Annotated in this window: 21 protein-coding genes; 11 read left to right on the forward strand and 10 right to left on the reverse strand. The window is 70.9% G+C overall.

Going from position 1 to position 22,504, the window contains the following annotated elements; translation table 11 throughout:
- Window positions 1-71: 71 nt before the first annotated feature.
- The 5 genes from ASG71_RS02925 to ASG71_RS02945 form a co-directional block, all read right to left on the reverse strand.
- Window positions 72-1,565 carry an aldehyde dehydrogenase family protein gene (locus tag ASG71_RS02925; protein ID WP_056736885.1) on the reverse strand — a complete coding sequence of 498 codons (1,494 nt, stop codon included), beginning with the start codon at window positions 1,563-1,565 and terminating at the stop codon, window positions 72-74.
- A gap of 78 nt (window positions 1,566-1,643) precedes the next feature.
- Complete coding sequence (locus tag ASG71_RS02930) at window positions 1,644-2,645, reverse strand: VOC family protein (protein ID WP_056736887.1); 1,002 nt, start codon at window positions 2,643-2,645, stop codon at window positions 1,644-1,646.
- Between the two features lie 26 nt (window positions 2,646-2,671).
- Entirely contained in the window at window positions 2,672-3,751 is a 1,080-nt protein-coding gene (locus ASG71_RS02935; protein ID WP_056736889.1) for a 4-oxalomesaconate tautomerase, read from the reverse strand.
- Window positions 3,738-4,448 (reverse strand): 4-carboxy-4-hydroxy-2-oxoadipate aldolase/oxaloacetate decarboxylase, encoded by a 711-nt coding sequence (locus ASG71_RS02940; protein WP_056736891.1) that lies wholly within the window; start codon window positions 4,446-4,448, stop codon window positions 3,738-3,740. Before ASG71_RS02940 ends, ASG71_RS02935 begins: the two co-directional genes overlap by 14 nt.
- Window positions 4,445-5,176 carry a PIG-L deacetylase family protein gene (locus ASG71_RS02945; RefSeq protein WP_056736893.1) on the reverse strand — a complete coding sequence of 244 codons (732 nt, stop codon included), beginning with the start codon at window positions 5,174-5,176 and terminating at the stop codon, window positions 4,445-4,447. The genes ASG71_RS02940 and ASG71_RS02945 overlap by 4 nt, the downstream gene beginning before the upstream one ends.
- 223 nt (window positions 5,177-5,399) lie before the next feature.
- Here ASG71_RS02945 and ligM point away from each other — a divergent pair, with 223 nt between their 5' ends.
- Window positions 5,400-6,815 (forward strand): vanillate/3-O-methylgallate O-demethylase, encoded by a 1,416-nt coding sequence (gene ligM, locus ASG71_RS02950; protein WP_056736895.1) that lies wholly within the window; start codon window positions 5,400-5,402, stop codon window positions 6,813-6,815.
- A 40-nt stretch (window positions 6,816-6,855) separates the two neighbouring features.
- Here ligM and ASG71_RS02955 read toward each other — a convergent pair whose 3' ends face one another.
- Window positions 6,856-7,542 carry a GntR family transcriptional regulator gene (locus tag ASG71_RS02955; protein ID WP_056736897.1) on the reverse strand — a complete coding sequence of 229 codons (687 nt, stop codon included), beginning with the start codon at window positions 7,540-7,542 and terminating at the stop codon, window positions 6,856-6,858.
- Between the two features lie 56 nt (window positions 7,543-7,598).
- Between ASG71_RS02955 and ASG71_RS02960 the strand changes: the two genes are divergently transcribed.
- On the forward strand, window positions 7,599-8,411 hold the full coding sequence (locus ASG71_RS02960; protein WP_162254039.1) for an NAD(P)-binding domain-containing protein: 813 nt from the start codon (window positions 7,599-7,601) through the stop codon (window positions 8,409-8,411).
- 19 nt (window positions 8,412-8,430) lie between these two features.
- Here ASG71_RS02960 and ASG71_RS02965 read toward each other — a convergent pair whose 3' ends face one another.
- From ASG71_RS02965 to ASG71_RS02975, 3 genes are all read right to left on the reverse strand, one after another.
- Window positions 8,431-8,667 (reverse strand): hypothetical protein, encoded by a 237-nt coding sequence (locus tag ASG71_RS02965; protein ID WP_056736901.1) that lies wholly within the window; start codon window positions 8,665-8,667, stop codon window positions 8,431-8,433.
- Window positions 8,668-8,785: 118 nt separating this feature from the next.
- Window positions 8,786-10,480: an alpha-amylase family protein gene (locus ASG71_RS02970; protein WP_056736903.1), complete on the reverse strand. Its 1,695-nt coding sequence runs from the start codon at window positions 10,478-10,480 to the stop codon at window positions 8,786-8,788.
- Entirely contained in the window at window positions 10,477-11,463 is a 987-nt protein-coding gene (locus ASG71_RS02975; RefSeq protein WP_056736905.1) for a TIGR03885 family FMN-dependent LLM class oxidoreductase, read from the reverse strand. The genes ASG71_RS02970 and ASG71_RS02975 overlap by 4 nt, the downstream gene beginning before the upstream one ends.
- A 107-nt stretch (window positions 11,464-11,570) precedes the next feature.
- On the opposite strand from ASG71_RS02975, the gene ASG71_RS02980 reads away from it, so the two are divergent.
- The gene (locus tag ASG71_RS02980) at window positions 11,571-12,647 is read left to right on the forward strand and encodes an ATP-dependent DNA ligase (RefSeq protein ID WP_056736907.1); all 1,077 of its coding nucleotides are present in this window, start codon (window positions 11,571-11,573) and stop codon (window positions 12,645-12,647) included.
- A gap of 166 nt (window positions 12,648-12,813) precedes the next feature.
- Here the strand turns inward: ASG71_RS02980 and ASG71_RS02985 are convergent, their stop codons facing one another.
- On the reverse strand, window positions 12,814-14,133 hold the full coding sequence (locus ASG71_RS02985; RefSeq protein WP_056736909.1) for an MFS transporter: 1,320 nt from the start codon (window positions 14,131-14,133) through the stop codon (window positions 12,814-12,816).
- Between the two features lie 227 nt (window positions 14,134-14,360).
- On the opposite strand from ASG71_RS02985, the gene ASG71_RS02990 reads away from it, so the two are divergent.
- The 8 genes from ASG71_RS02990 (at window position 14,361) to pcaC (ending at window position 22,474) form a co-directional block, all read left to right on the forward strand.
- A complete protein-coding gene (locus ASG71_RS02990) occupies window positions 14,361-15,236 on the forward strand; it encodes an IclR family transcriptional regulator (RefSeq protein WP_082574776.1) in 876 nt (291 codons plus the stop codon).
- 160 nt (window positions 15,237-15,396) lie between these two features.
- Window positions 15,397-16,278 carry a shikimate dehydrogenase gene (locus tag ASG71_RS02995; protein WP_056736910.1) on the forward strand — a complete coding sequence of 294 codons (882 nt, stop codon included), beginning with the start codon at window positions 15,397-15,399 and terminating at the stop codon, window positions 16,276-16,278.
- A complete protein-coding gene (locus ASG71_RS03000; protein WP_056736912.1) occupies window positions 16,278-18,215 on the forward strand; it encodes a sugar phosphate isomerase/epimerase and 4-hydroxyphenylpyruvate domain-containing protein in 1,938 nt (645 codons plus the stop codon). Before ASG71_RS02995 ends, ASG71_RS03000 begins: the two co-directional genes overlap by 1 nt.
- A 38-nt stretch (window positions 18,216-18,253) precedes the next feature.
- Window positions 18,254-19,162 (forward strand): protocatechuate 3,4-dioxygenase subunit beta, encoded by a 909-nt coding sequence (gene pcaH / locus ASG71_RS03005; protein ID WP_056736914.1) that lies wholly within the window; start codon window positions 18,254-18,256, stop codon window positions 19,160-19,162.
- Window positions 19,155-19,721: a protocatechuate 3,4-dioxygenase subunit alpha gene (gene pcaG, locus ASG71_RS03010; protein WP_056736916.1), complete on the forward strand. Its 567-nt coding sequence runs from the start codon at window positions 19,155-19,157 to the stop codon at window positions 19,719-19,721. The genes pcaH and pcaG overlap by 8 nt, the downstream gene beginning before the upstream one ends.
- On the forward strand, window positions 19,718-21,208 hold the full coding sequence (locus ASG71_RS03015) for a lyase family protein (protein WP_056736918.1): 1,491 nt from the start codon (window positions 19,718-19,720) through the stop codon (window positions 21,206-21,208). The genes pcaG and ASG71_RS03015 overlap by 4 nt, the downstream gene beginning before the upstream one ends.
- Window positions 21,201-22,019, forward strand: a complete 819-nt coding sequence (locus tag ASG71_RS03020; protein ID WP_056736920.1) for an alpha/beta fold hydrolase — start codon at window positions 21,201-21,203, stop codon at window positions 22,017-22,019. The genes ASG71_RS03015 and ASG71_RS03020 overlap by 8 nt, the downstream gene beginning before the upstream one ends.
- Entirely contained in the window at window positions 22,016-22,474 is a 459-nt protein-coding gene (gene pcaC / locus ASG71_RS03025) for a 4-carboxymuconolactone decarboxylase (protein WP_056736923.1), read from the forward strand. The genes ASG71_RS03020 and pcaC overlap by 4 nt, the downstream gene beginning before the upstream one ends.
- The last annotated feature ends 30 nt before the right edge of the window (window positions 22,475-22,504 follow it).

Raw genomic sequence — 22,504 nt, forward strand, 5'->3', positions numbered from 1 at the left:
CGACGGTGCACCCGCCTCCGACTTTAGCTATGTCGATAGGGACTGTCCATAGGTATTTTCAAAACAGCGGGTCAGCCCGCCGCCGGGGCCTCCGGTTCGAGATGGGCGATCGCCCGGGTGTCCTGGAAGGCCCGGACCCCCTCGATCCCCTGCTCCCGGCCCATGCCGGACTGCTTCATCCCGCCGAACGGCGCCCGCAGGTCCAGCCGCGTCGCACCGTGGTCGTTGACCCAGACGTAGCCGCAGACCAGCCGGCCGCCCACCCGGTTGGCTGTATCGGCGTCGGCGGTCCACACGGAGCCGCACAGGCCCGCCCAGCTGGCGTTCGCGGCCGCGACCGCCTCCTCTTCGGTGTCGAAGGGCAGGATCGGGATGACCGGGCCGAACTGCTCCTCGGTGACAACGCGCAGCGCGGGATCGGGATCGATCACCAGCGCCGGGCGCAGGAAGTTGCCGCCCTGCAGCTCCGGGGCGTCCGGCAGCGTGCCGAATTCCCGGACCTCGGCGCCGGCGGCCCGGGCCTCCTCGATCAGGCCGGCGACAAATTCCTTTTGCGCGGGGGAGTGCAGCGGCCCCATGGTGGTCCCCTCGTCAAGGCCGTAGCCGAGGACCGCCCGCTCCAGCCGGCCGGAGAGCCCGGCGACCAGCTCGTCCAGGCGTGAGCGGTGGACGTAGATGCGTTTGGCGTTCATGCAGATCTGGCCCGTGGTGTCGAAGACCGCGGCGTACAGGCGGTCCAGGTGCGTGTCGTCCAGGACGGCGTCGGCGAGGATCACAGCGGCGTCATTGCCGCCCAGCTCCAGCGTCACGCGGGTCAGCGATTTCGCCGCCATCTCCATGATGCGCTTGCCGCCGCCCACACTGCCGGTGAAGCAGACCTTGGCGATGTCCGGGCTGGTGATCAGCGCTGCCATGTCGGCGTCCTTGCCGGTGACAACGTTCAGCACCCCCGGCGGCAGCTTCTCGGCGATCCGCTGGACCACCCGGGTGGTCGCCAGCGGCGCCGTGGGCGGCGGCTTCACGATTGCGGTGTTGCCGGCCAGGAGGGCGTGCGGCAGCGATGCGGCGAGGATGGCGATCGGCCAGTTGAACGGCACGATCACCGTCACCACCCCGAGCGGCTGGAAGGCAACGCTGGTGCTGACGGGGATGCCCGGCGCCGGGGCGAGGACCTTGGCCGCGTCCACCTCGCCGGCGAGTTCGAGGGCGAGGTTCCACCGGATCTCGAAGACCAGCGAGTCGACCCACGCCTCCAGGCGGATTTTCCCGTTTTCCTGGGACAGGATGGCGGCGTCCTCGTCCCGGGCCTCGGCGATGCCCTCGAGGGCGGCGCGCATCTGTGCGGCCCGTTCCTGCGGGGCCAGTGCCGCCCAGCCCGGGTAGGCGGCCTTCGCCGCCGCGATGGCGTCGTCGACGTCGGCGGTGCTGGCTGCGGCGGCCCGGCCGACGACCACCCCGGGTTTCCCCGGATCGGCGATCTCGAGGGTGGCGGCGGTCCCGCGTCCGCGGCCTCCGATGAACAGGCCGGTGGTCACCGGCTTCGACGTGTCCGTGGTGTTGCTCATGGCTGCCCCTCTGTGTGGATGATGCTGGACGGATGGTTTTTAGCGGATGGTTTTGTGTCCTGGGGATGCGGTGCCCGCCTAGCCGGGGGAGACGTTGGGCGTGCCGTGGGTGTGGAACGTTTCGATCGTCTTCATGCCCCAGGCCTGTCCCTTCTTGCGCTCCTCCTGCGTCCATTCCACCACCGGAGAGTCGGGATCCAACAGCAGCCGGGCGCCGGCGTTGGCGAATTCGATCCGGTTGCCGCCGGGTTCCCAGACGTAGAGGAAAAAGGTCTGGTTGATGGCGTGCTTGTGCGGGCCCGACTCGATGTGGATGCCGTTCTCCAGGAAGATGTCGGCGGCCTTGAGGATGTCTTCGCGGGTGTCCGGGGCGAAGGCGACGTGGTGCAGCCGGTTGCCGTGCTTGAGCCAGTCGTCGGAGTACACGATGTCGTAGGACTTGTTGTTGAAGTGGAACCACCAGGCGGCATAGCCGCCCTGGTCGAGGGCAATGCGTTCGCTTTCGCGTCCGCCGAGGGCCTGCCCCACGAATTCGCCGTTGGCCACCACGTCCTTGGCCAGGTAGTTGATGTGGTCCAGGCGCCGGGCGTTGACGCCGCGGCCGGGAAAGGCCGAGGCCTGGTTCTTCAATGCGGGCTTGTCGTCCGTGGCCACGTACCGCTCGGTTTCGTAGTAGATGACCATGTCGTGCCCGTCGGGATCGCGGAACGCGTAGCCGGGACCGGTGCCGACCTCGCCGTCCACCCAGCCCAGGCCGAGGCCGGTGGCCTCGATCGCCGCCACCCGGCGTTCCAGCGCGGCCTGGCTGGTGGTCCGGAACGAGGTCCGCCCCACCCCGGCGTCGGCCGACTCGGTGAGCTTGATCGTATAGAGCTGGTATTCGTCCCAGGTGCGCAGGTAGGCGGACCTGCTGTTCCCCCCGCCGTCGCCGGACCCGCCGGCACCCGCCGTGACCCCGGTTTCGGCGACGACGCGCATGGCCAGCAGATCGCGGAAGAACCACAGGCTTTCCTCGAAGGTGGGCGTCAGCAGCTCCACGTTCCCCAGATGGGCGACATCGAAGGAGGTGTAGTCGGTCATGGGAGGTCCTCTCTGCAGGAATCGGGTCACAGCCGGGGCCGCGGGAAGGCGCGGCCCTCGAAGAGTTTGCGTGCCGTGCGCAGGGCCGCCGAGCGGGTGACGGTGAACCCGTCCGGCGCCGGTTCAAGGCCGACGTCGACATCGAAATGGCCGGTGGGATGCTCAACGCGGAAGGGGGCACCCGGTGCCGGCAGGTCCGCCAGGCCGTGCCCGGCCGAACCCTCCGCCAGCACGCCCGCCGCCACCGTGAGCGCCCCGAGGACACCGATCGAGGTGTGCACCCGCACGGGCAGGAAGCTGCGGGTGGCGATGGCGCCGCCGGCCCGCGGCCCGGAGAGCACGACGATCTTCGGCACCGTCGCAGCGCTGACATCGCCCATGCCCATCAGCCCGGCCGCGGCCAGGCGGATCCCGGCGAGGCGCCCGGCCAGCGCCGTATCCGCCTCCAGGTCCTGCGGGGCTTCGCCGCCGGTCAGGCCCAGGTCGGCGGCGCGCAGCAGCACGCTCGGCATCCCGTTGTCCACGCAGGTCACGTCGAGGTCCAGGACCCGGTCCAGCACCCTGCCGGTGGGAAACAGCGCCCCGGTCGAGGAGCCGGCCGTGCCTTCAAAGTCCAGCCTGACGGCCCCCGCGGTGCCCGGCACCCCGTCGATCGCCAGCCCGCCGTCGTAATCCACCGCCCCGCCGGGGGTGGCGAAGCCGGCCGTCGCGACGGCGTCCGTGTTGACCATCCGGATCCGCACCTCGGTGTGGTCGCCGGCGGGCGGGACCAGGCCGCGTTCGACGGCGAACGGCCCCACGCCGGCCAGGAGGTTTCCGCAGGTCTGCCGGGTGCCGACCGTAGCGGTGTCCACGCCCAGCTGCAGGAACAGGTAGTCCACCTCCGTGCCGCCGCCGGAGGACGGCGCCACCACGGCGACCTTGCTGGTGAGCGGGTGCGCCCCGCCGAGCCCGTCGATCTGCCGCGGGTCGGGGCTCCCCATCAGCCGCAGCAGCAGCCGGTCGCGTTCCTCCGGGTCGTCCGGGAGGTCGGAGGCGAGGAAATAGGCGCCCTTGGACGTGCCGCCGCGCATGAGCATGCACGGGATCCCGTCAGCCGGGCTCATGGCCGGCCTCGTACTCGGCCGCGCTGACGTAGCGGACGCCCAGCCCGTCGAGCACGCCGCGGAGCCGGTTCCGGTCCAGGCTGAGCTCCCCGGCGCGGTAGGCCTCCCGGGATTCGGCCTCCCTGGCGACCCTGGCGTCGGCGGCGGCCAGGACCGCCTGCGCGTCGCCGCGCGGCACGCACAGCACCCCGTCGTCGTCGGCCACGATCACGTCGCCGGGTCGGACCAGGGCGCCGCCGACGGTGATGGGCACGTTCACCGCACCCGCCGTCGCCTTGACGGTGCCCTGGGCGTTGACCGCAGCGGACCATACCGGGAAGCCCATCGCCCGGAGGTCGGCGAGGTCGCGGACCCCGCCGGTGGTCACCAGGCCCCGCACGCCGCGGTATCGGAGCGCCGTCGCGAAGAGTTCGCCGAAGGAACCGTCCAGCGACGGGGAGGTGGTGGTTACCACCAGCACATCGCCGTCCTGGCACAGCTCGACGGCGGCATGGATCATCAGGTTGTCCCCGGGCCAGCACAACACCGTGACGGCCGACCCGGCGATCCGGGTCCCGTCCTGGCGGGGCCGGAGACCGGCGCCGGCCAGGCCGCTGCGGCCCATCGCCTCGTGCACCGTCGCCACGCCGTGCGCGCCGAGCGCGTCAATGACCGGGCCGGCCGCGCGGGCGACGCCGGTGACCACCACGGTCTTCACTCGAGGACCTCGGTGACCTGCGGGTAGTAGCGCATGTACGCCTCGCCCTTGGTGTCCACCGGCAGGCCGAGGTTGGGGCCGGCGTTGCGCTTGACCTGCACGCCCCGGCGGACTGCCAGGGAGGTGTAGTAGTCCCACATGTGTTGCTGCGCGGGCAGGCACTTCATCGCCCGTTCCTTGGCGGGGAAGGCAGCGGTGATGTCGAGCAGGACATCGGGCTTGAAGTCGCACTGCTCGGGCTGGTGCGGTTCGAAGAAGAACACCGGCGGGGCGCCGAGCACCTCGCCGGGGGCGTCATAGCCGATCGCCTGGGCCAGGATCCGAGCCTCGATGGCCAGCCTGGCGGCAGCGGGATGGTCGCCGTTGTAGGGGTCCTGCAGCGGGTGCGTCAGCACGACGGCGGGCTGGACCCGGCGGTAGATCCGTACCAGCGAGTCCAGCAGCTCTCGGCTCGGCAGCAGCGGGTAGTCCCCGGCGTCGAGGAACTCGACCTCCGCCCCAAGCGCCGCGGCGGCCGCCTCGGCCTCGCCGCGGCGCAGGGCCTTGATCTCCTCCAGCGTCTTACCGGCCAGCCACTGGCTGGCGGACTCGCCCCGCTCGCCGTAGGAGAGGCAGACGACGACGGCGCGGCTGCCCCGCGCGGTCGCCGCGGCGATGGCGCCCCCCGCACGCCAGACGAAGTCGCCGGCGTGCGCGCTGACGACGAGCAGGGTGCCCTCATTGGCCATGGTTGTGTCCTCCCGGATCGCTCCGCGTGCGCCGTGTCCGGCCGTGCGTCCCGGCACGGTCGCCGTGTCTGCGGACAGTGCCAGACAACCACCCTCTGGCACATTGGTCAAGACATCGAATACAATTTTGTTAGCAATCGGGACGGGGCTGTCCGGCGGGGGCGCGTGCCGTGCGGGCCGAACGGCCCGGACATGCTCGATCAACCCCTTAGGAGAGACAGCGATGGCCCCCAACTCCCTGCAGGACGTGCTCGATGCGGCCGGCAACACCGTGGAACACCTGCGCAACTCGCAGCTTGGCACCTACATCTACCCGGTGGTCCCGGCTGAATTCACCAACTGGCGGCGCGAACAGCGCGCCTGGCGCGAGACGGCGGTGCTCTATGACCAGTCGCACCACATGGTGAACTTCTTCATCAAGGGCCCGGACGCCCTGAAGCTGCTTTCCGACACCGGCATCAACAGCTTCGCCAATTTCCCGGTGAACACGGCCAAGCAGTTCGTGCCCACGGCCTCCAACGGCGGGGTAATCGGCGACGGCATCCTGTTCCACCAGGCGGAGCACGACTTCGTCTACGTCGGCCGGGCCCCGGCGGCGAACTGGCTCCAGTTCCACGCCGAAACCGGCGGCTACGACGTCGAGTGCCGCTACGACGACCGCTCGCCCTCCCGCCCGTACGGGCAGCCGGTCCAGCGGGACTACTACCGCTTCCAGATCCAGGGCCCGAACGCCTGGCAGATCATCGAGAAGCTCAACGGCGGGACGCTGGAGCAGGTGAAGTTCTTCCACATGGGCCAGCTGGGGATCGCCGGGGAACAGGTCCGCACCCTGCGCCACGGCATGGCGGGCGCCCCGGGCCTGGAAATCTGGGGGCCGTACGCCCAGCACGGGAAAATCCGGGACGCCGTCCTTGAGGCGGGCACCGAATTCGGGATCGAGCCCTGCGGGTCCCGGGCCTACTCCTCCAACACGCTGGAGTCGGGCTGGATTCCGTCGCCGCTGCCGGCCATTTACAGCAGCGAGGCCGAACGCGCCTACCGGCAGTGGCTGCCCGCAACCAGCTACGAGGCGGTCAATGCGCTCGCCGGGTCCTTCGTGTCGGCGGACATCGAGGACTACTACCTCACGCCCTGGGAGCTCGGCTACGGCTCCTTCGTGAAGTTCGACCACGACTTCATCGGCCGGGAGGCCCTGGAACGCATCGATCCGGCCTCCCAGCGCAAGAAGGTCACCCTGGCCTGGAACGACGAGGACCTGGCGAAGATCTGGGCCTCGTTCCTGGACCGCGATACCCCCGGCTACCAGTTCTTCGACGTCCCCAACGCGAACTACGGGTCCTCCAACTACGACGCGGTGGTGGACGCCGACGGCACCCCGGTCGGCCTGTCGCTGTTCACCGGCGTGACGGCCAACGAGCGGCGCGGGCTGTCGCTGGCGACCGTGGACCCCAACGTGGAGATCGGCACCGAGGTGCGGGTGGTCTGGGGCGAGCCCGACGGCGGATCGCGCAAGACCACGGTGGAGCCCCACGAACAGTTCAGCGTGCGCGCTGTCGTCAGTCCGGTGCCCTACGCCGTCACCGCCCGGACCGAATACCACGGCGGCTGGCGCACGGCGGGGGCCGCGGCCGGACAGTGACATGGCAGCCGTCCGGCATCCCGCGGCCGGGCTGCGGGTCCTAGCTGCCCGCCGCCTCGGCCGCGGACACCTCGCGCAGGGCCGCGATCACGCTGAGCAGGTGGCGGCGCACCGCCTCCTCGGCTGCGGCCGGGTCGCGCGCGACGACGGCGTCGATGATGGCGGCGTGCTCCAGCACCGAGACCTTCGCCCGCTGCGGCCGGGACGAGAGCTTGAACTGGTGCCGGACACTCTGGGCGTGCAGCCGGGCCACGACGTCGGAGGCGGTGGCGTGGTGGCTGAGTTCACGGAGCCGGTTGTCCAGCGACAGGTGCAGCCTCGAGTACTCGACCAGATCGCCCTCGGCGACGGACTCGATCATCCGCGCCCGCAGCCGCACCAGGTCCGCGGCGTCGTCGTCAGAGAGGCTGGCGGCGGTTTTCGCCGCGCACAGTCCCTCGACCCCGATCCGTACCTCCAGGATTTCGATGGCCTCGGCCACGGAGATGGCCCGGACCCGGGACCCGCGGTTGGGCAGTCGCTCGACCAGGCCTTCTCCGGCGAGCTCCAGCAGGGCGGTGCGGACGGTGGCCCGGCTCGCTCCGAAGGCGCCGCTGAGGTCCGCCTCGACCAGCCGCTGGTTGGGGGCGTAGTCGCCGCGGATGATCGCCTCGCGGATGACGTCGGTGACGCTCGGGTCGGCGGCGGCCACCCCGGCCAGTGAAGGTCCGCCAGCTGCTGACGCCATGTGCACTCATCTCCCAGAACGCCGAAAAGGAAGGGGCCCCGGTGCGGGACACCATATTGTCTACAATCTTAGGAGCAATCGAGGGCGGAGTGCGCACGCGGGTGGCGGTGTTGGGCCTGGGCGAGGCCGGGAGCATCTACGCGGCGGACCTCGCCGCCCGCGGCGCGGAGGTGGCGGGGGTGGACCCGGCGGTGCCGGCGGCGCCGCCCGGGGTGCACCGGGCAGCCGGCATCGCCGCGGCGGTGCGCGGGGCCGGAGTGGTGCTGAGCCTGGTCGGCGGCCGGGCCGCGGAGGCCGCCCTGGCCGAGGCCCTGCCGGCCATGGCACGGGACGCCATCTTCGCGGACCTGAACACCGCCGGCCCGCAGGACAAGCGCCGGCTGGCCGAACGCGCCGGCCGGCACGGCATCGCGTTCGCCGACGTCGCCGTCCTGGCCCCGGTGCCCCGGGCCCGGCTGGCGACCCCGGTGCTGGCCAGCGGAACCGGCGCGGAGCGGCTGCTGCCCGTTCTCGCCGCCTGGGGGGTGCCCGCGGAGAGCGCCGGCCCCGAGGCGGGGGCGGCCGCCGGGCTGAAGCTGCTGCGCAGCGTCTTCATGAAGGGCCTGGCCGCGACCGTCCTGGAGGCCGTCACGGCTGCCCGGGCGGTAGGGGCCGAGGACTGGATCATCGCCCAGATCGCGTCGGAGCTGGGCGAATCGGGCCCGGCGCTCGTGGCGCGGATTCTGGAAGGCACGCCGGTGCATGCCGTGCGGCGGGAGGCGGAGATGACCGACGCGCGCGCGTTCCTGGAAACGCTCGGAGCGTCCCACCCGATGACGGACGGAACCATCCAGTGGCTGCATGCGCTGGCCGCGGGCAGTCCTTCCTGACTGCGCCCGGGCGCCAGGCTCAGGCCACCCGCCACAGGGTGCATTCGTCCGTGGTGACGGCCCGGCGCGTTCCCGTCTGCCGGTCCAGGATCCACACGACGCCGATCCCCGGCGCGGTGTCCTGCACCCTGCCGCGGCGGACCACGACGTCGTCGTAGTCCGGGCCGACGCGAAGCCGGGCTTCGACTTCGTCACCGCGGTGCAGCTGGTCGAGCGCGCGGATACGGGTGGTTCTGGCCTGGGTTTCCTTCACCACGGCGGGCCTCCTGGACTGGAGCTGGTGCCTGCTCTTGCCGGCAGTTCCAGTGTCCGGGACGGATGTTGCCGCCGCGTTTCGGGCCGGTAAGCGCTGGGTTAGCTTTCCGGGCGGACGCTCACGGGCTCAGGCGGTCGTCCGGGTGGTGCACCCGGAACCAGCGGTAGCCGTAGCGGCCCAGCTCCAGCTCGAAGCCGCCGTCGTCCGCGAGCGGGACATCCTCGCCGTCGAGCAGGTCCTGCAACACGGCGCCGGCGTAGGACCGGTCCGGATCGCCCGGCACGGCGGCGCTGGCGGCCACCGTGGCCGGTTCGGCGCCGAAGTTGTGCGCCAGGACCAGGGCTGACCCGTCCCGGCTGCAGCGGTGCAGCAGCACGCGGTCCACCGGCTGCTTGAGCAGGTCGAACCGGCCCCAGCCCAGCTCCGGGCTTTCGCGGTAGCGCTGGATGAGCACCGCGATGAAATTCCAGAGCGACTCGGGGTCCCGCTTCGCCGCGGCGGCATTGACGTTCCGCGGGCCGAAGTAGCCGTCCACGGGCTGGGCCACAAGGTCCTTCGCGGCGGCGGTGGAGAAGCCGCCGTTGGCGGTGTCATTCCACTGCATGGGCGAGCGGACGGCGGAACGGCCCTCCGCCCGCAGGTCCTCACCCATCCCCAGTTCCTCGCCGTAGAACAGCACGGGAGTGCCGGGCAGCGAAAACATCAGCGAATAGACCATGCGGATGCGGGCCGGGTCGCCGTCGAGCATGGTTGGCAGCCGTCGCCGCAGACCGCGGCCGTACATCTGCATGTCCGGGTCCGGGCCGAAGGCGGCAAAGACCTCGGCGCGCTCCTCCTCGCTGAGTTTGTCCAGGGTCAGCTCATCGTGGTTGCGGACGAACATCGCCCACTGGTTGTCCGGATGGATGGCCGGCCGGCCGCTGAGCGTCCGGGCCAGCGGCCGGGCATCCCCGCGCGCCAGGGACAGGTACAGGTGCTGCATGGCCAGGAAGTCGAATTGCAGGTGCAGCTCGTTGCCGGCCTTGCCGCCGAAGTACTTCAGCTGCTCCTTGTAGGGCAGGTTGACCTCCCCGAGGAGCACCGCGCTGCCGTTCCGCCGGTTCAGGAAGCTGCGCAGCGCGCCGAGGTAGTCATGCGGATCGGTCCTGGCCGACTTGTCCTTGGGCTCGCCTCGCAGTTCCAGGAAGAACGGGACGGCGTCCAGCCGGAAGCCGTCCAGGCCCAGCTGGAGCCAGAACCCCATGGACTTGGCGATCTCGTCGCGGACCCGCGGATTCATCACGTTCAGGTCCGGCTGGTGCCTGGCGAACATGTGCAGGTACCACTCGCCGGTGGCACGGTCCTTGGTCCAGATGGAGGTCTCCTCGCCCGGGAACACCACCTGGTCCGAGGTGTCCGGCGGCGCGTCCTTCCGCCACACGTAGTAGTCCCGGTAGGGGTTGTCCACCGACTTGCGGGCCTCGACGAACCACGGGTGCTTGTCCGAGGTGTGGTTCACGACGAAGTCGGCGATCACCCGGATGCCCCGGTCGTGGGCGGTCCGGATGAACTCCACGACGTCGCCGAGGGTGCCCAGCCGGCGGTCCACGCCGTACATGTCCGTCACGTCATAGCCGTCGTCCCGGTCCGGCGACGGGTAGAACGGCATCAGCCAGATGCATGTGACGCCGAGGGCGGCCAGGTAGTCCACCCGCTGCGTCAGGCCGGAGAAGTCCCCGGTGCCGTCGCCGTCGCTGTCGAAGAAGGTCTCCGGGTCGAGGCAGTAGATCACGGCGTTCTTCCACCACAGGTCGGAGGTTTCGGCAATCCTCATGCGTCCACCTCCTGCCGCGGGCTGCCCGTGCGCAGCTGGGGGAGGACACGCTCGGCGAAGGCGTCGATGAAGGGCGCCTGCTGCTGTCCGACGAAGTGCAGGTACAGCTCGTCGAAGCCGAGCTCCAGGTAGTCGGCCAGCCATTGGGCGTGTTGCCCGGTCTCAGCCGAGACGTTGACGACTTTGCGCACCTGCTCCGGGCCGACGTCGGCGCTGACCGCGTCAAAGTGCGCCGCAGTGGCGAGGTCCCAGGGAACCGGGGGACTGAAGACGTTGCTGCGCCACTGGTCCATCGCGACCGCCAGGGCCTCCTGTTCGGTCGGGGCCCAGGACAGGTGGACCTGCAGCACGGCCTTGCCCAGGCCGCCGGCGTCCCGGTAGGCGGCGAGCATGTCGCGCAGCTTCGTCGCAGGCTGGTTGATGGTCACCAACCCGTCCGCCCAGGCCGCCGCGCGGCCGGCGGTCTCCACGCTGACCGCCGGGGCGATCAGCGGCGGTTTGATCTCCGGCACGTCCCAGAGCCGGGCCTGCTCCACGGTGACCAGGCCGTGGTGGGTCACCTCCTCGCCGGCATGGAGCCGGCGGATGACCTGCACGCACTCCTCGAGCCGGCGCTGGCGGGTCTCCTTGCCCGGCCACGCATCCCCGGTGACGTGTTCGTTCATGTTCTCGCCGCTGCCCGGGGCCATCCAGAAGCGGCCCGGGAACATGTCCGCCAGCGTCGCGGAGGCGTGCGCGATGATGGCGGGATGGTAGCGCTGGCCGGGGGCCGTCACCACGCCGAACCGAAGGTTCGTGGTGGCCAGGGCGGCGCCGAGCCAGGACCAGGCGAAGCCGGAGTGCCCCTGCCGGGCAGACCACGGCTCGATGTGGTCCGAACACATCGCGGCGTCGAAGCCCGCCTGTTCCGCCAGCTGCACGTCCTGAAGCAGCTGGCCCGGGCTGATTTGCTCGTGTGAGGCGTGGAAGCCGAGGGTAGCCATCGTCTATGTCTACCGTCCGGCTTTGGGTCTGTCGAGGAATTGGCCGCCGGCAGGGTGAGGCCCCCCGGGGATCGACGGGGAGGGGAAGGCGCGCCAGAATGGGGCCTATGCAACTGCCCGTGATGCCCCCGGTCGCGCCGATGCTCGCCAAAGCGGTGAGCGGCCTGCCCGAGGGGGCGATGAATTTCGAACCCAAATGGGACGGTTTCCGCTCCATCATCTTCCGCGACGGCGACGAGGTGGAGATCGGCAGCCGCAACGGCAAACCCCTGACGCGGTACTTCCCCGAGCTCGTGGATTCCCTGAAGTCGAACCTCCCCGAACGCTGCGTGGTCGACGGCGAGATCGTCCTGGTCCGGGCACCGGGCGACCGCCTGGACTTCGATGCGCTGCAGCAGCGGATCCACCCCGCCGCCAGCCGGGTCCGGCTGCTGGCCGAGCAGACCCCCGCGAGCTTTGTCGCCTTCGACCTGCTGGCCCTCGACGACGAGGACTACACCGGCCGCCCGTTCCAGGAGCGCCGGGCGGCGCTGGAGCGCGCGCTGGCGGACAGTGCGGCGCCGGTGCACCTGACCGCCGCGACCCGGGACCGGGAGACCGCGAGCCTGTGGTTCCGGCAGTTCGAGGGCGCCGGGCTGGACGGGATCGTGGCCAAGCCGCTGGACGGGCCCTACCAGCCGGACAAGCGCACCATGTTCAAGGTCAAGCATGAACGCACCGCCGACTGTGTGCTGGCCGGCTACCGCGTGCACACCTCCGGGGCGGACCGGATCGGGTCGCTGCTGCTGGGGCTCTACAACGACGAGGGGGTACTGGCCAGCGTGGGGGTCGTCGGCGCCTTCCCGATGCAGCGGCGCAAGGAGCTGTTCGAGGAACTCCAGCCGCTGGTGACCGACTTTGAGGACCACCCGTGGGCCTGGGCGAGGCAGGAGGAAGGTTCCCGGACCCCGCGCAACGCCGAGGGCAGCCGCTGGAGCGGCGGCAAGGACCTGAGTTTCACGCCGCTGCGGCCGGAGCGGGTCCTCGAAGTGAAGTACGACCACATGGAGGGCGAGCGGTTCCGGCACACCACCCAATTCGTCCGTTGGCGCCCGGACCGGGACCCGGCCTCCTGCACTTACGCCCAGCTGGAGGAACCGGTCAGCTACGACCTCGCCGCCGTGCTCGGCGCCGCCGGCCGCTAGGCCCGCCGCCGGCACCCGCTCCCGGGTCTGCCGCCGCCGGGCCGGACGCTCCCGCCCGGTTACTGCCGCAGCCGGGCCCCGACACGCGGAAAAGCCCGGCGTGTTCGGTGAACATGCCGGGCTTTCCGGGAGGTAACTGGGCGGGAACGCCCGGCAGTGCCGGGGGTCAGCGCAGGCCGAGCTCCTTAGTGGGCACCTTGAAGGTCTCCTTCGCCGTCAGCGCCGAGATGGCGGCGATGGCGCAGATGATGCCGGTGAAGATGGTGATCTGGACCCAGCCGCCGGGCTTGATGCCGCCCATGGCCGCCACGATCGCCGGGGCGAAGCCGGCCATCAGGAAGCCGAGCTGGGTGCCGATGGCCAGGCCGGAGAAGCGGACCTTCGTGCTGAACATCTCCGCGTAGAAGGAGGGCCAGACGGCGTTGGAGGCTGCGTACCCGAAGGAAAAGAAACCGATCGCGGCCAGGAACATCAGCGGGACGCTGCCGGATTCGAGGCTGAGCAGGAACACCGGCGTCAGCACCGCGCTGGCCAGCGCACCGTAGATGAAGACGGGCTTGCGGCCGATCCGGTCGGCCAGCTTGCCGAACAGCGGCTGGGTGCCGAGGGCCACGAGGTTCGCACCGACGACGAGCCAGAGCGTGACGGTGCCGTCCACGTTGGCGACGTTCTTGGCGTAGCTGATCGCGAGGGTGCCGAACACGGTGGAGACGGCGGCAATGAATGCGCAGGCGACCACGCGCAGCACGTCGCGCCAGTGGTGCTTGAGCAGGTCGGCAACGGGGAGCTTCGAAATCTGGGCGGACTTCTGCGCTTCCTCGAAGGCCGGCGGCTCGTGCAGGGTGCGGCGGATGAAGAACGCGACCACCACGACGACGGCGCTGAGCCAGAACGGGATACGCCAGCCGATGCCGTACTTCAGGTCATCCGGAAGGGCCAGGACGGGGATGAAGACCAGGGCGGCGAGGATCTGGCCGCCCTGGGTGCCGGTCAGGGTCCAGGAGGTGAAGAAGGAGCGGCGGTTGTCCGGGGCGTGCTCGAGGGTCATGGAGGAGGCGCCGGCCTGCTCGCCGGCAGCGGAGAGGCCCTGGCAGAGGCGGGCCACCACGAGCAGGGCCGGAGCCCACCAGCCGACGGTCTTGAAGTCCGGCAGGCAGCCGATGATGAACGTGGAGGCGCCCATCAGCAGCAGCGTGAACATTAGGACCTTGCGGCGGCCCACCCGGTCACCGAAGTGGCCCAGGATGACGGCGCCGACCGGGCGCGCCACGTAGGCGAAGCCGAAGGTGGCGAAGGACATGATCGCGGCGTTGGCGTCGGCGTCCGGGAAGAAGACCTTCGGGAAGATCAGGGCCGCTGCCGACCCGAAGATGAAGAAGTCGTAGTACTCGACGGCGCTGCCGAGGAAGCTGGCAACGGCCGCCTTCTTTGGGGTCCCGGCCGGTGTGGCAGTGCCCGGGGTCGTAGACGGGAGTGTCTGGCTCATGGTGTTCCTTTGATGTGACGACGTTGTCGCTGATGGATCGGAAAGGTCCAGCCGGCCGGTGGCTTCAGTGGTGCCGCAGCCGGTGGACCGAAGAATAGACCCGGACTAGTAGCCGCATTGTGGGAGCTACTTGTGCGATGTAGCAAGCATGGCTGTGAGCGTCATCACTTGTCAATAAAAATAATCATCATCTAGCAATAGCTCTCACAATGTGGCAACATCGAGTCATGAGTGTGAACCAAGACACAACCTCTGACACCATGACGGCTGGGCCTGACGCCGCCGCCGGGAACGCCCCGGCGGGGCAGTCCGACGTCCCGGTGAAGGCCGCCCGCCAGCCCAAGGAGGATGCCCGCACCGACATGGTGGGCAAGGCGCTGGGCCTGCTGGTCCTGCTGGGGGAGGAACCGCGCGGCGCCAGCGCAGCCGAACTCTCCCGCCGCGCGGAGCTGCCGTTCAGCACCACCTACCGGCTGCTCGGCTCGCTGACCCGGGACGGCTTTGTCGACTACGAGCCGGACGGCCGCCGCTACCACCTGGGCCTGCGGGTGTTCCAGCTGGGCCAGCGGGTCTCCAACCACCACGGCTTCGCCGGTACGGCGCTGCCGATCCTGCGGCGCGTCACGGAGGAGACCGGCGAGGCCACCATCCTGTCCGTGCGTGACGGCGTGCACCACCTGACGGTCAACAAGGTGGACGGGCCGCAGACCTTCCGGGTGACCTCCGACCCCGGGCATCTCGGAGCCCTGCACACGACGTCCGTGGGGAAGGCGCTGGTCGCCTTCGCCGACGACGCCACCCGGCACCAGCTGGTGGAGGAGCTGGACCTGGAGCCGTTGACGGGCCGCTCGATCACGGACCGCGATGTCTTCCGGGCCGAGATTGAGCTGGTGCGGCAGCGCGGCTACGCGACCATGGACGAGGAAAACGAGCTGGGGATGCGCGCCGTCGCCGTGCCGGTCTTCAACTCCCAGGGCCACGCCTTCGCCTCCCTGGCCACGGCCGTCCCGGTGTTCCGGATGAGCATGGAGGCCCTGATCGCCCTCGTGCCGCTGCTGCAGGCGGCCGCCGCCGAGCTTTCCGCCCGGCTCCCGCAGCAATGACGCCGCCCCGGCCGCCCCGGCCGGCCAGGCGCCGTCATCTAATGTTCGCAATAAGAACATCAGTGCAACATGTGAACATGTGCGGTACTGTAACCCCTATCACCCCGTCCGCCGCGTCCTGCGCGGTGAACCAGGTGCTGTTGTCAAAGGAGCTAGACGGATGAGCAATCGGGCAGAGTCCTTCCTCATAGGCCTCGTGGGTGATGGCGTGACGCCCTCGCTCACCCCGCCCATGCACGAACGCGAAGGCGATGTGCAGGGCCTCCGGTACCTTTACCGCCCCATCGACCTGGCCGAGCTCGGGCTCCCGGGCGAGGCGGTCGGTGAACTCCTGACCGGCGCCCACCGGCTGGGGTTCAACGGCCTGAACATCACCCACCCGTGCAAGCAGCTCGTGCTCGACCACCTCGATGAAATCTCCCCGGACGCCCGCCGGCTCGGAGCGGTCAACACCGTGACCATCCGGGACGGCCGCTTCATCGGGCACAACACCGACTTCTCCGGCTTCGCCTCGGCGCTCGCCGCCGGCCTTCCGGGCGCCCGGCTGGACCGCGTCGTGCAACTCGGCGCCGGCGGCGCCGGGTCCGCCGTCGCCTACGCGCTGCTCACCGCGGGTGTCCGCCGGCTCGACCTCGTGGACACCGATCCGGAGCGGTGCGCGGCCCGGGCCGCCGAGCTGGCCGACTTCTTCCCGCACGCCGTCGTGGAGGCGCGGACGACGGCGGACCTGGCGGAGCTGATGCCCCTCGCCGACGGGCTGGTGCACTGCACCCCTGTGGGTATGGCCGCCCACCCCGGCGTTCCGCTGGACCTCGCCCTGCTGGAACCGCGGCACTGGGTTGCCGACATCGTGTACCGGCCGATCGAGACCGAGCTGGTGCGCGAGGCCCGGGCCAGGGGCTGCGACGTGCTCGACGGCGGCCGGATGGCCGTCGGCCAGGCGGCCGACGCGTTCCGGATCTTCACCGGCCTGGAGGCCGACGCCGACCGGATGCGCGCGCACTTCCTGGAACTCGTCGCGGCCGAGGAGGTGGCCGCCTGATGCGCACCGGAATTGCCACGGTTTGCCTCTCCGGCACGCTGAAGGAAAAGATGCAGGCCTGCGCCGTCGCGGGCTTCGACGGAATCGAGATCTTCGAACAAGACCTCGTGACCTCCTCGCTCAGCCCGGAGGAGATCCGCGCGCTGGCCGCCGACCTGGGCCTGAGCCTTGACCTCTACCAGCCGTTCCGCGACTTCGATTCCGTCCCGGAAGAACTGCTCGAGGCCAACCTGCGCCGCGCCGACGCCAAGTTCCGGCTCATGTCCCGGCTGGGCATGGACACCATCCTGGTCTGCTCCAACGTGGCCACCGCCAGCATCGACGACGACGGGCTGCGCGCGGACCAGCTCTCCCGGCTTGCCGCCCTCGCCGGCGACCACGGCGTCAGGGTCGCCTACGAGGCCCTGGCCTGGGGCCGGTACGTCAACGACTACGAACACGCCCACCGCCTGGTGGAACTGGTGGACCACCCGAACCTCGGCACCTGCCTGGACTCCTTCCACATCCTGTCCCGGGACTGGGACACCGCCCCGATCGAGCGGTACAACCCGGAGAAAATCTTCTTCGTCCAGGTTGCGGACGCCCCCAAGCTGTCGATGGACGTGCTGTCCTGGAGCCGGCACCACCGCGTCTTCCCGGGCGAAGGACAGTTCGAGCTCGCCAAGTTCATGGGCCACGTTGCCCGGGCCGGCTACTCCGGACCGGTCTCGCTCGAGGTCTTCAACGACGTCTTCCGGCAGTCCGACGTCGAACGCACCGCGGTGGACGCCATGCGCTCGCTGATCTGGCTCGAGGAGCAAAGCGCCAAGTGGCTGGACGCGAACCCGGCCCCGGCGGGCACCCCCGGCGCCGGGCGGCGACGGTACCCGATGGAACTGTCCACCCTGCCCCGGGTGGCGGAGCCGGCCGGCTTCAACTTTGCCGAGGTCCGGGCCGCCGACACCGCCGCGCTGGAGACCCTCCTGGGCCGGCTCGGGTTCGCCTTCAACGGCCGCCACCGGACCAAGAATGTGCAATTGTGGACCATGGGCCACGCACGCGTGATCATCAACGAGGAAGCCCCCGCCGCCGCGGAGACCGCCATCGCCGCGGTCGGCTTCGACGTCGATTCCCCCGTCATCGCGGCCGCGCGGGCCCAACAGCTCCGGGCCCCGGCGGTGCCGCGCAAGAGCCAGGCGGACGAGGAAGTCTTCCAAGGCTTCGCGGCCCCCGACTCCACCGAGGTCTTCCTCTGCCAGGGCAGCGACGACGGCACCGCCGCCTGGGTCGCGGAATTCGGCCCGGCGGGCCAGGACACCGCCGGCCAGGACACCGCCGCCGGCCCGTCCGGCGCCCGGAACGCCGTGATCGACCACGTCAACCTGGCCCAGCCATGGCAGCACTTCGACGAGGCCGTCCTCTTCTACACCAGCGCCCTGGCGTTGGAACCGCAGCCGTACGCCGAGGTCGCAAGCCCCACCGGCCTGGTCCGCTCCCAGGTGATGACCACCGGCGACCGGGGCGTGCGGCTGGTGCTCAACCTGGCGCCGCTGCTGCAGCAGGAGGGCGCCCACGGGTCCGGGAAGCCCGGAACCGCGGCCGCGCGGCCGACCTACCAGGAGCACGTCGCCTTCGCCGTGGACGACCTGGTGGCCACGGCCCGCGCCGCCCGAGGCCGCGGCCTGGAGTTCCTCCCCATCCCGGCGAACTACTACGAAGACCTCGACGCACGCTTCGCGCTGGACCCGGAGTTCCTGGCCACCCTCCGCGAACTTGACCTGCTTTACGACCGCGACGCCGACGGCGAGTTCCTGCACTTCTACACCGCCACGGTCGGCAGCGTGTTCTTCGAAATGGTCGAGCGGCGCGGCGCCTACGACGGGTACGGGGCCCCCAACGCCCCGGTCCGGCACGCCGTCCAGTACGACCACCTGCACCAGCTCAAACTCACCGCCTGACCGCCCGGCCAGGACCACCACCACGAAAGGAGGCTGCTGTGCCCGAAGAAATCAACCTCGAAATATTCAACGCGGACCCGCTCACCGAGGACGTGTCCGACGCAGCGCCCGAGGCAGCACCGCAGGCCGCCACCAAGGCCGTCCCGGCCCTGGACACCGCCGCGGAATCACAGCAGATCCTCAGTGACGAGATGAAGGCGCTCGGCGACGCTTACGCGCAGGCCCTGCAAAACGGCGCCCCGGCGGAGATCCAGCCCCGGCTGGACTACCCGCCGTACCGCAGCAGCATCCTGCGGCACCCGACCAAGAGCCTGCAGCACGCGGACCCGGAAACCATCGAGCTGCACTCGCCGGCGTTCGGACACATGGACGTGCACGCCCTGGAATCGGACCTCACCATCCAGCACAACGGGGAACCCCTGGGCGAACGGATCCTGGTCTCCGGCCGCGTCCTGGACGGCGACGGCCGCCCGGTGGCCGGCCAGCTGGTGGAGATCTGGCAGGCCAACTCCTCCGGACGGTACATCCACAAGCGGGACCAGCACCCCGCCCCGCTCGACCCGAACTTCACCGGCGTCGGCCGCTGCATCACCGGGGCGGACGGTTCCTACAGCTTCACCACGATCAAGCCCGGCGCCTACCCCTGGAAGAACCACCTGAACGCCTGGCGGCCGGCACACATCCACTTCTCGCTGTTCGGCCGCGAGTTCACGCAGCGGATCGTGACGCAGATGTACTTCCCCGGCGACCCGCTCTTCGCCCTCGACCCGATCTACCAGTCGATCGTGGACCAGGACGCCCGGGACCGGCTGGTGGCCACGTACAACCACGAGCAGACCAAGCCGGAGTGGGCCCTGGCCTACAACTGGGACATCGTCCTGACCGGCTCCAAACGGACCTGGACCGAAAACGAGGCACTTGGCGCGGAAGGTGACGACCATGAGTAAATTGACCCCCACGCCCGGCCAGACGGTCGGCCCGTTCTACGGCTTCGCCCTGCCCTACGCCAAGGACCGCGAACTGCTGCCGCCGGGCACCCCCGGCAGCATCCGGCTGCAGGGCACGGTCTACGACGGCGCCGGTCACCCCGTTCCGGACGCCATCGTGGAGATCTGGCAGGCCGACGCCGAGGGCCAGGTGCCGCAGCGCACCGGCTCGCTGGTCCGCGACGGCTACACCTTCACCGGTTTCGGCCGTTGCGCGGTGGGCAACACCGGCGTCTTCACCTTCACCACCGTCAACCCCGGGCCCACCGCGGCCGGCGCCGCGCCCTTCATCTCCGTCGTGGTCTTCGCCCGCGGCCTGATGAACCGGCTCTTCACCCGCGTCTACCTGCCGGACAACGAGGAGACCCTCGCCGCCGACCCGCTGCTGTCCGCCCTCGACCCGGAGCGCCGCCGGACCCTGCTGGCCCGCCGCGACCCCGACGGCGGCCTGAGCTGGGACATCCGGCTGCAAGGCGAGGATGAGACGGTCTTCCTCGACTTCGAGGGCGCCGCGCAATGACCACCCCGGACGGCCCCGGCGCCGGCTACGGCGATGTGGGCCTGCTGAGCCCGGTGTCGGCCGCGCCGTCCGTCGCGGCGCTGACCGGCGACCGGGCCGTGCTCGCAGCGATCCTGAACGTCGAAGCCAGCTGGGCGGCGGTCCTCGAGGAGGCGGGGCTGGCCCCGGCCGGCTCCGCGGCGGTCGTCGCCGCGGCGGCGGACCCGGACCGGTACGACGCCGCCGCGATCGCGGTGCGCGCCCAGGGCGGCGGCAACCCGGTCATCCCGCTGCTGGCCGAGCTCCGCCGCCAGGTCACGGACCTCGACACCGCCGGCGTCGGCGCCGTCAAGGCCGTGCACACCTCGCTGACCAGCCAGGACGTGCTCGATTCGGCCCTGATGCTGCTGGCCGCCGGCGCGGTCCGGGAGCTGCTCGCCGAGCTCAAGGCCACGACGGCGGCGCTGGCCGGCCTCGCGGAGCAGCACCGGGACACCCTGTGCGTGGGCCGCAGCCTGACCCAGCATTCACTGCCGTTCAGCTTCGGCCTGAAGGCGGCGCAGTGGTTCTCCGGGCTCGCCGCGGCCGGCCGCAGGCTCGAGGAACTGGCGCTCCCGGTGCAGACCGGGGGAGCCGCCGGCACCCTCGCGGCCGGCACCGTCCTGACGGACGGGACGGCCCTGTCACCGTTCGACCTCGCCGACCGGCTCGCCGCCCGGTTGGGCCTTTCCGCCGTCCCGGCGCCATGGCACACCAACCGGCTCGCGGTCACCGGGCTCGGCGACGCCCTCGCGGCCGTCACCGACGCCGCCGGCAAGATCGCCGCCGACGTCCTCTTCCTCAGCCGTCCCGAGGTCGCCGAGGTCGCCGAGCCGCGCTCCGCCGGCCGCGGCGGCTCCTCGGCCATGCCGCAAAAGCAAAACCCGGTGCTGTCCGTGCTGGTCCACAGCGCCGCACTGCAGGCCCCAGGCCTGGCAGCGCAGCTGCACCTGGCGGCGGCCACCTTCAACGACGAACGCGCGGACGGGGCCTGGCACACCGAGTGGCCCGCGCTGCGAACCCTGCTCGGCCTGGCCCTGGGCGCCGCCGGGCAGCTGCGGGAACTGGCCGCCGGGCTCCAGGTCTTCCCCACCGCGATGCGGCGGAACCTGGCCCTGTCCGGTCCCCTGCTGCTCTCCGAGGCGGTGGCCGCCGCCGTCGGGCCCCTGCTGGGCGCCGGTGGCCGAGAGCGGCTCCAGGACGTCGTGGACCGGACACTGCAGGCGCCCGCCGCGGAGCAGGCGCCGACCTACCGGAAGCTGCTGCGCGCCGCCGTGCCCGCTGCGCAGCTCTCCGACGAGCGGCTCGAAGAGTTGCTGGATCCGGCGAACTACCTCGGCCAGGCCGCCGAGATCACCCGCCGCATCCTGGCCGCGTGGCCGGCCTTCGCGCACGGCGGCGCGCCGCCCCGCCCCGACCCCGCCGAACCCACCATTCCGACCGAAGAGAAAGGCGCCACCCGTGGCTAGACCGACCCTCAAGGCTGTCCTGCTCTCACCCCAGCGCGAGCTGGGCGACCGTCCGCTCCTGCTGGCCGGGCCCTCGCTCGGCACCTCCACGCTGGTGTGGAGCCAGGCCGGCGCCCTGCTGGGCGACGAGTACGACGTCGTCGCCTGGGACCTCCCCGGCCACGGCATTTCACCGGCCGCCACGGAACCCTTCACCGTGGCCGAACTGGCGGACGCCGTCGTCGACCTTGTCGATTCGATCGCCCCCGGCGCCCGCTTCCACTACGCCGGCGTCTCCCTGGGCGGGGCCACCGGGCTGCAGCTGGGCATCAAGCACGGCGACCGGCTCAAGAGCCTGTCCGTGCAGTGCAGCGGCGCCAGGATCGGCACGCCCGAGGGCTGGCTGGACCGGGCCGAAACCGTGCGCACCCAGGGCACCGGCGTGATGATCGAGGGCTCGGCGCAGCGCTGGTTCCCGCCCGGGTTCATGGAACGCGAACCCGACCGCAGCAGCCGCCTGCTGCACGCGCTGCGCGACGCCGACCGGTTCAGCTACGCCTTCTGCTGCGAGGCGCTCGCCGGCTTCGACGTGCGGGACGACCTCGGCAGCATCCGGGTCCCCACCCAGGCCCTGGCCGGTGCGCTGGACACCGTGGCCACCCCGGCGCTCGCCGAGGAAATCGTCGCCGGGATCACCGCCGGCGGCGGCACCGCCAACGCGCTGACCCTGGAAGGCGTGGCCCACCTGGCGCCCTTCGAGGCCCCCGGGCATGTGGCCGGGCTGCTGCGCAGCCTGGTCGGCTGGGCCGAATCCCGCGGAGCCGGCGAATGACCGGGCCGGAGCGGCACGGGGTGGTCCAGCCGGACGCCACCAGCCGGGAGATCTACGACGGCGGCATGAAGGTCCGGCGCGAGGTGCTCGGCGCCGCGCACGTGGACCGCGCCAACGCCAACAAGGACGCCTTCACCGAGGACTTCCAGGACATGATCACCCGGATCGCCTGGGGCGGGATCTGGACCCGGCCCGGCATCAGCCGGCAGATGCGCTCGGCGGTCACGATCACCGCGATGGTGGCGCACGGGCACTGGGAGGAGCTCGCCATGCACGTGCGCGCCGCGCTCACCAACGGGCTCAGCCGGGACGAGATCAAGGAAATCCTGCTGCAGACCGCCATCTACTGCGGCGTCCCCTCCGCCAACACCGCGTTCAAAACCGCCCAGCAGGTCTTCCATTCCATGGACAACACCGACCTGGACACGGGCACCACCCCCGCCACACCCCACTAGCCCGCAGACGCTGCCGCCCGGGACCCACAG

It is taken from the genome of Arthrobacter sp. Soil763, assembly GCF_001428365.1.
GTDB lineage: Bacteria > Actinomycetota > Actinomycetes > Actinomycetales > Micrococcaceae > Arthrobacter.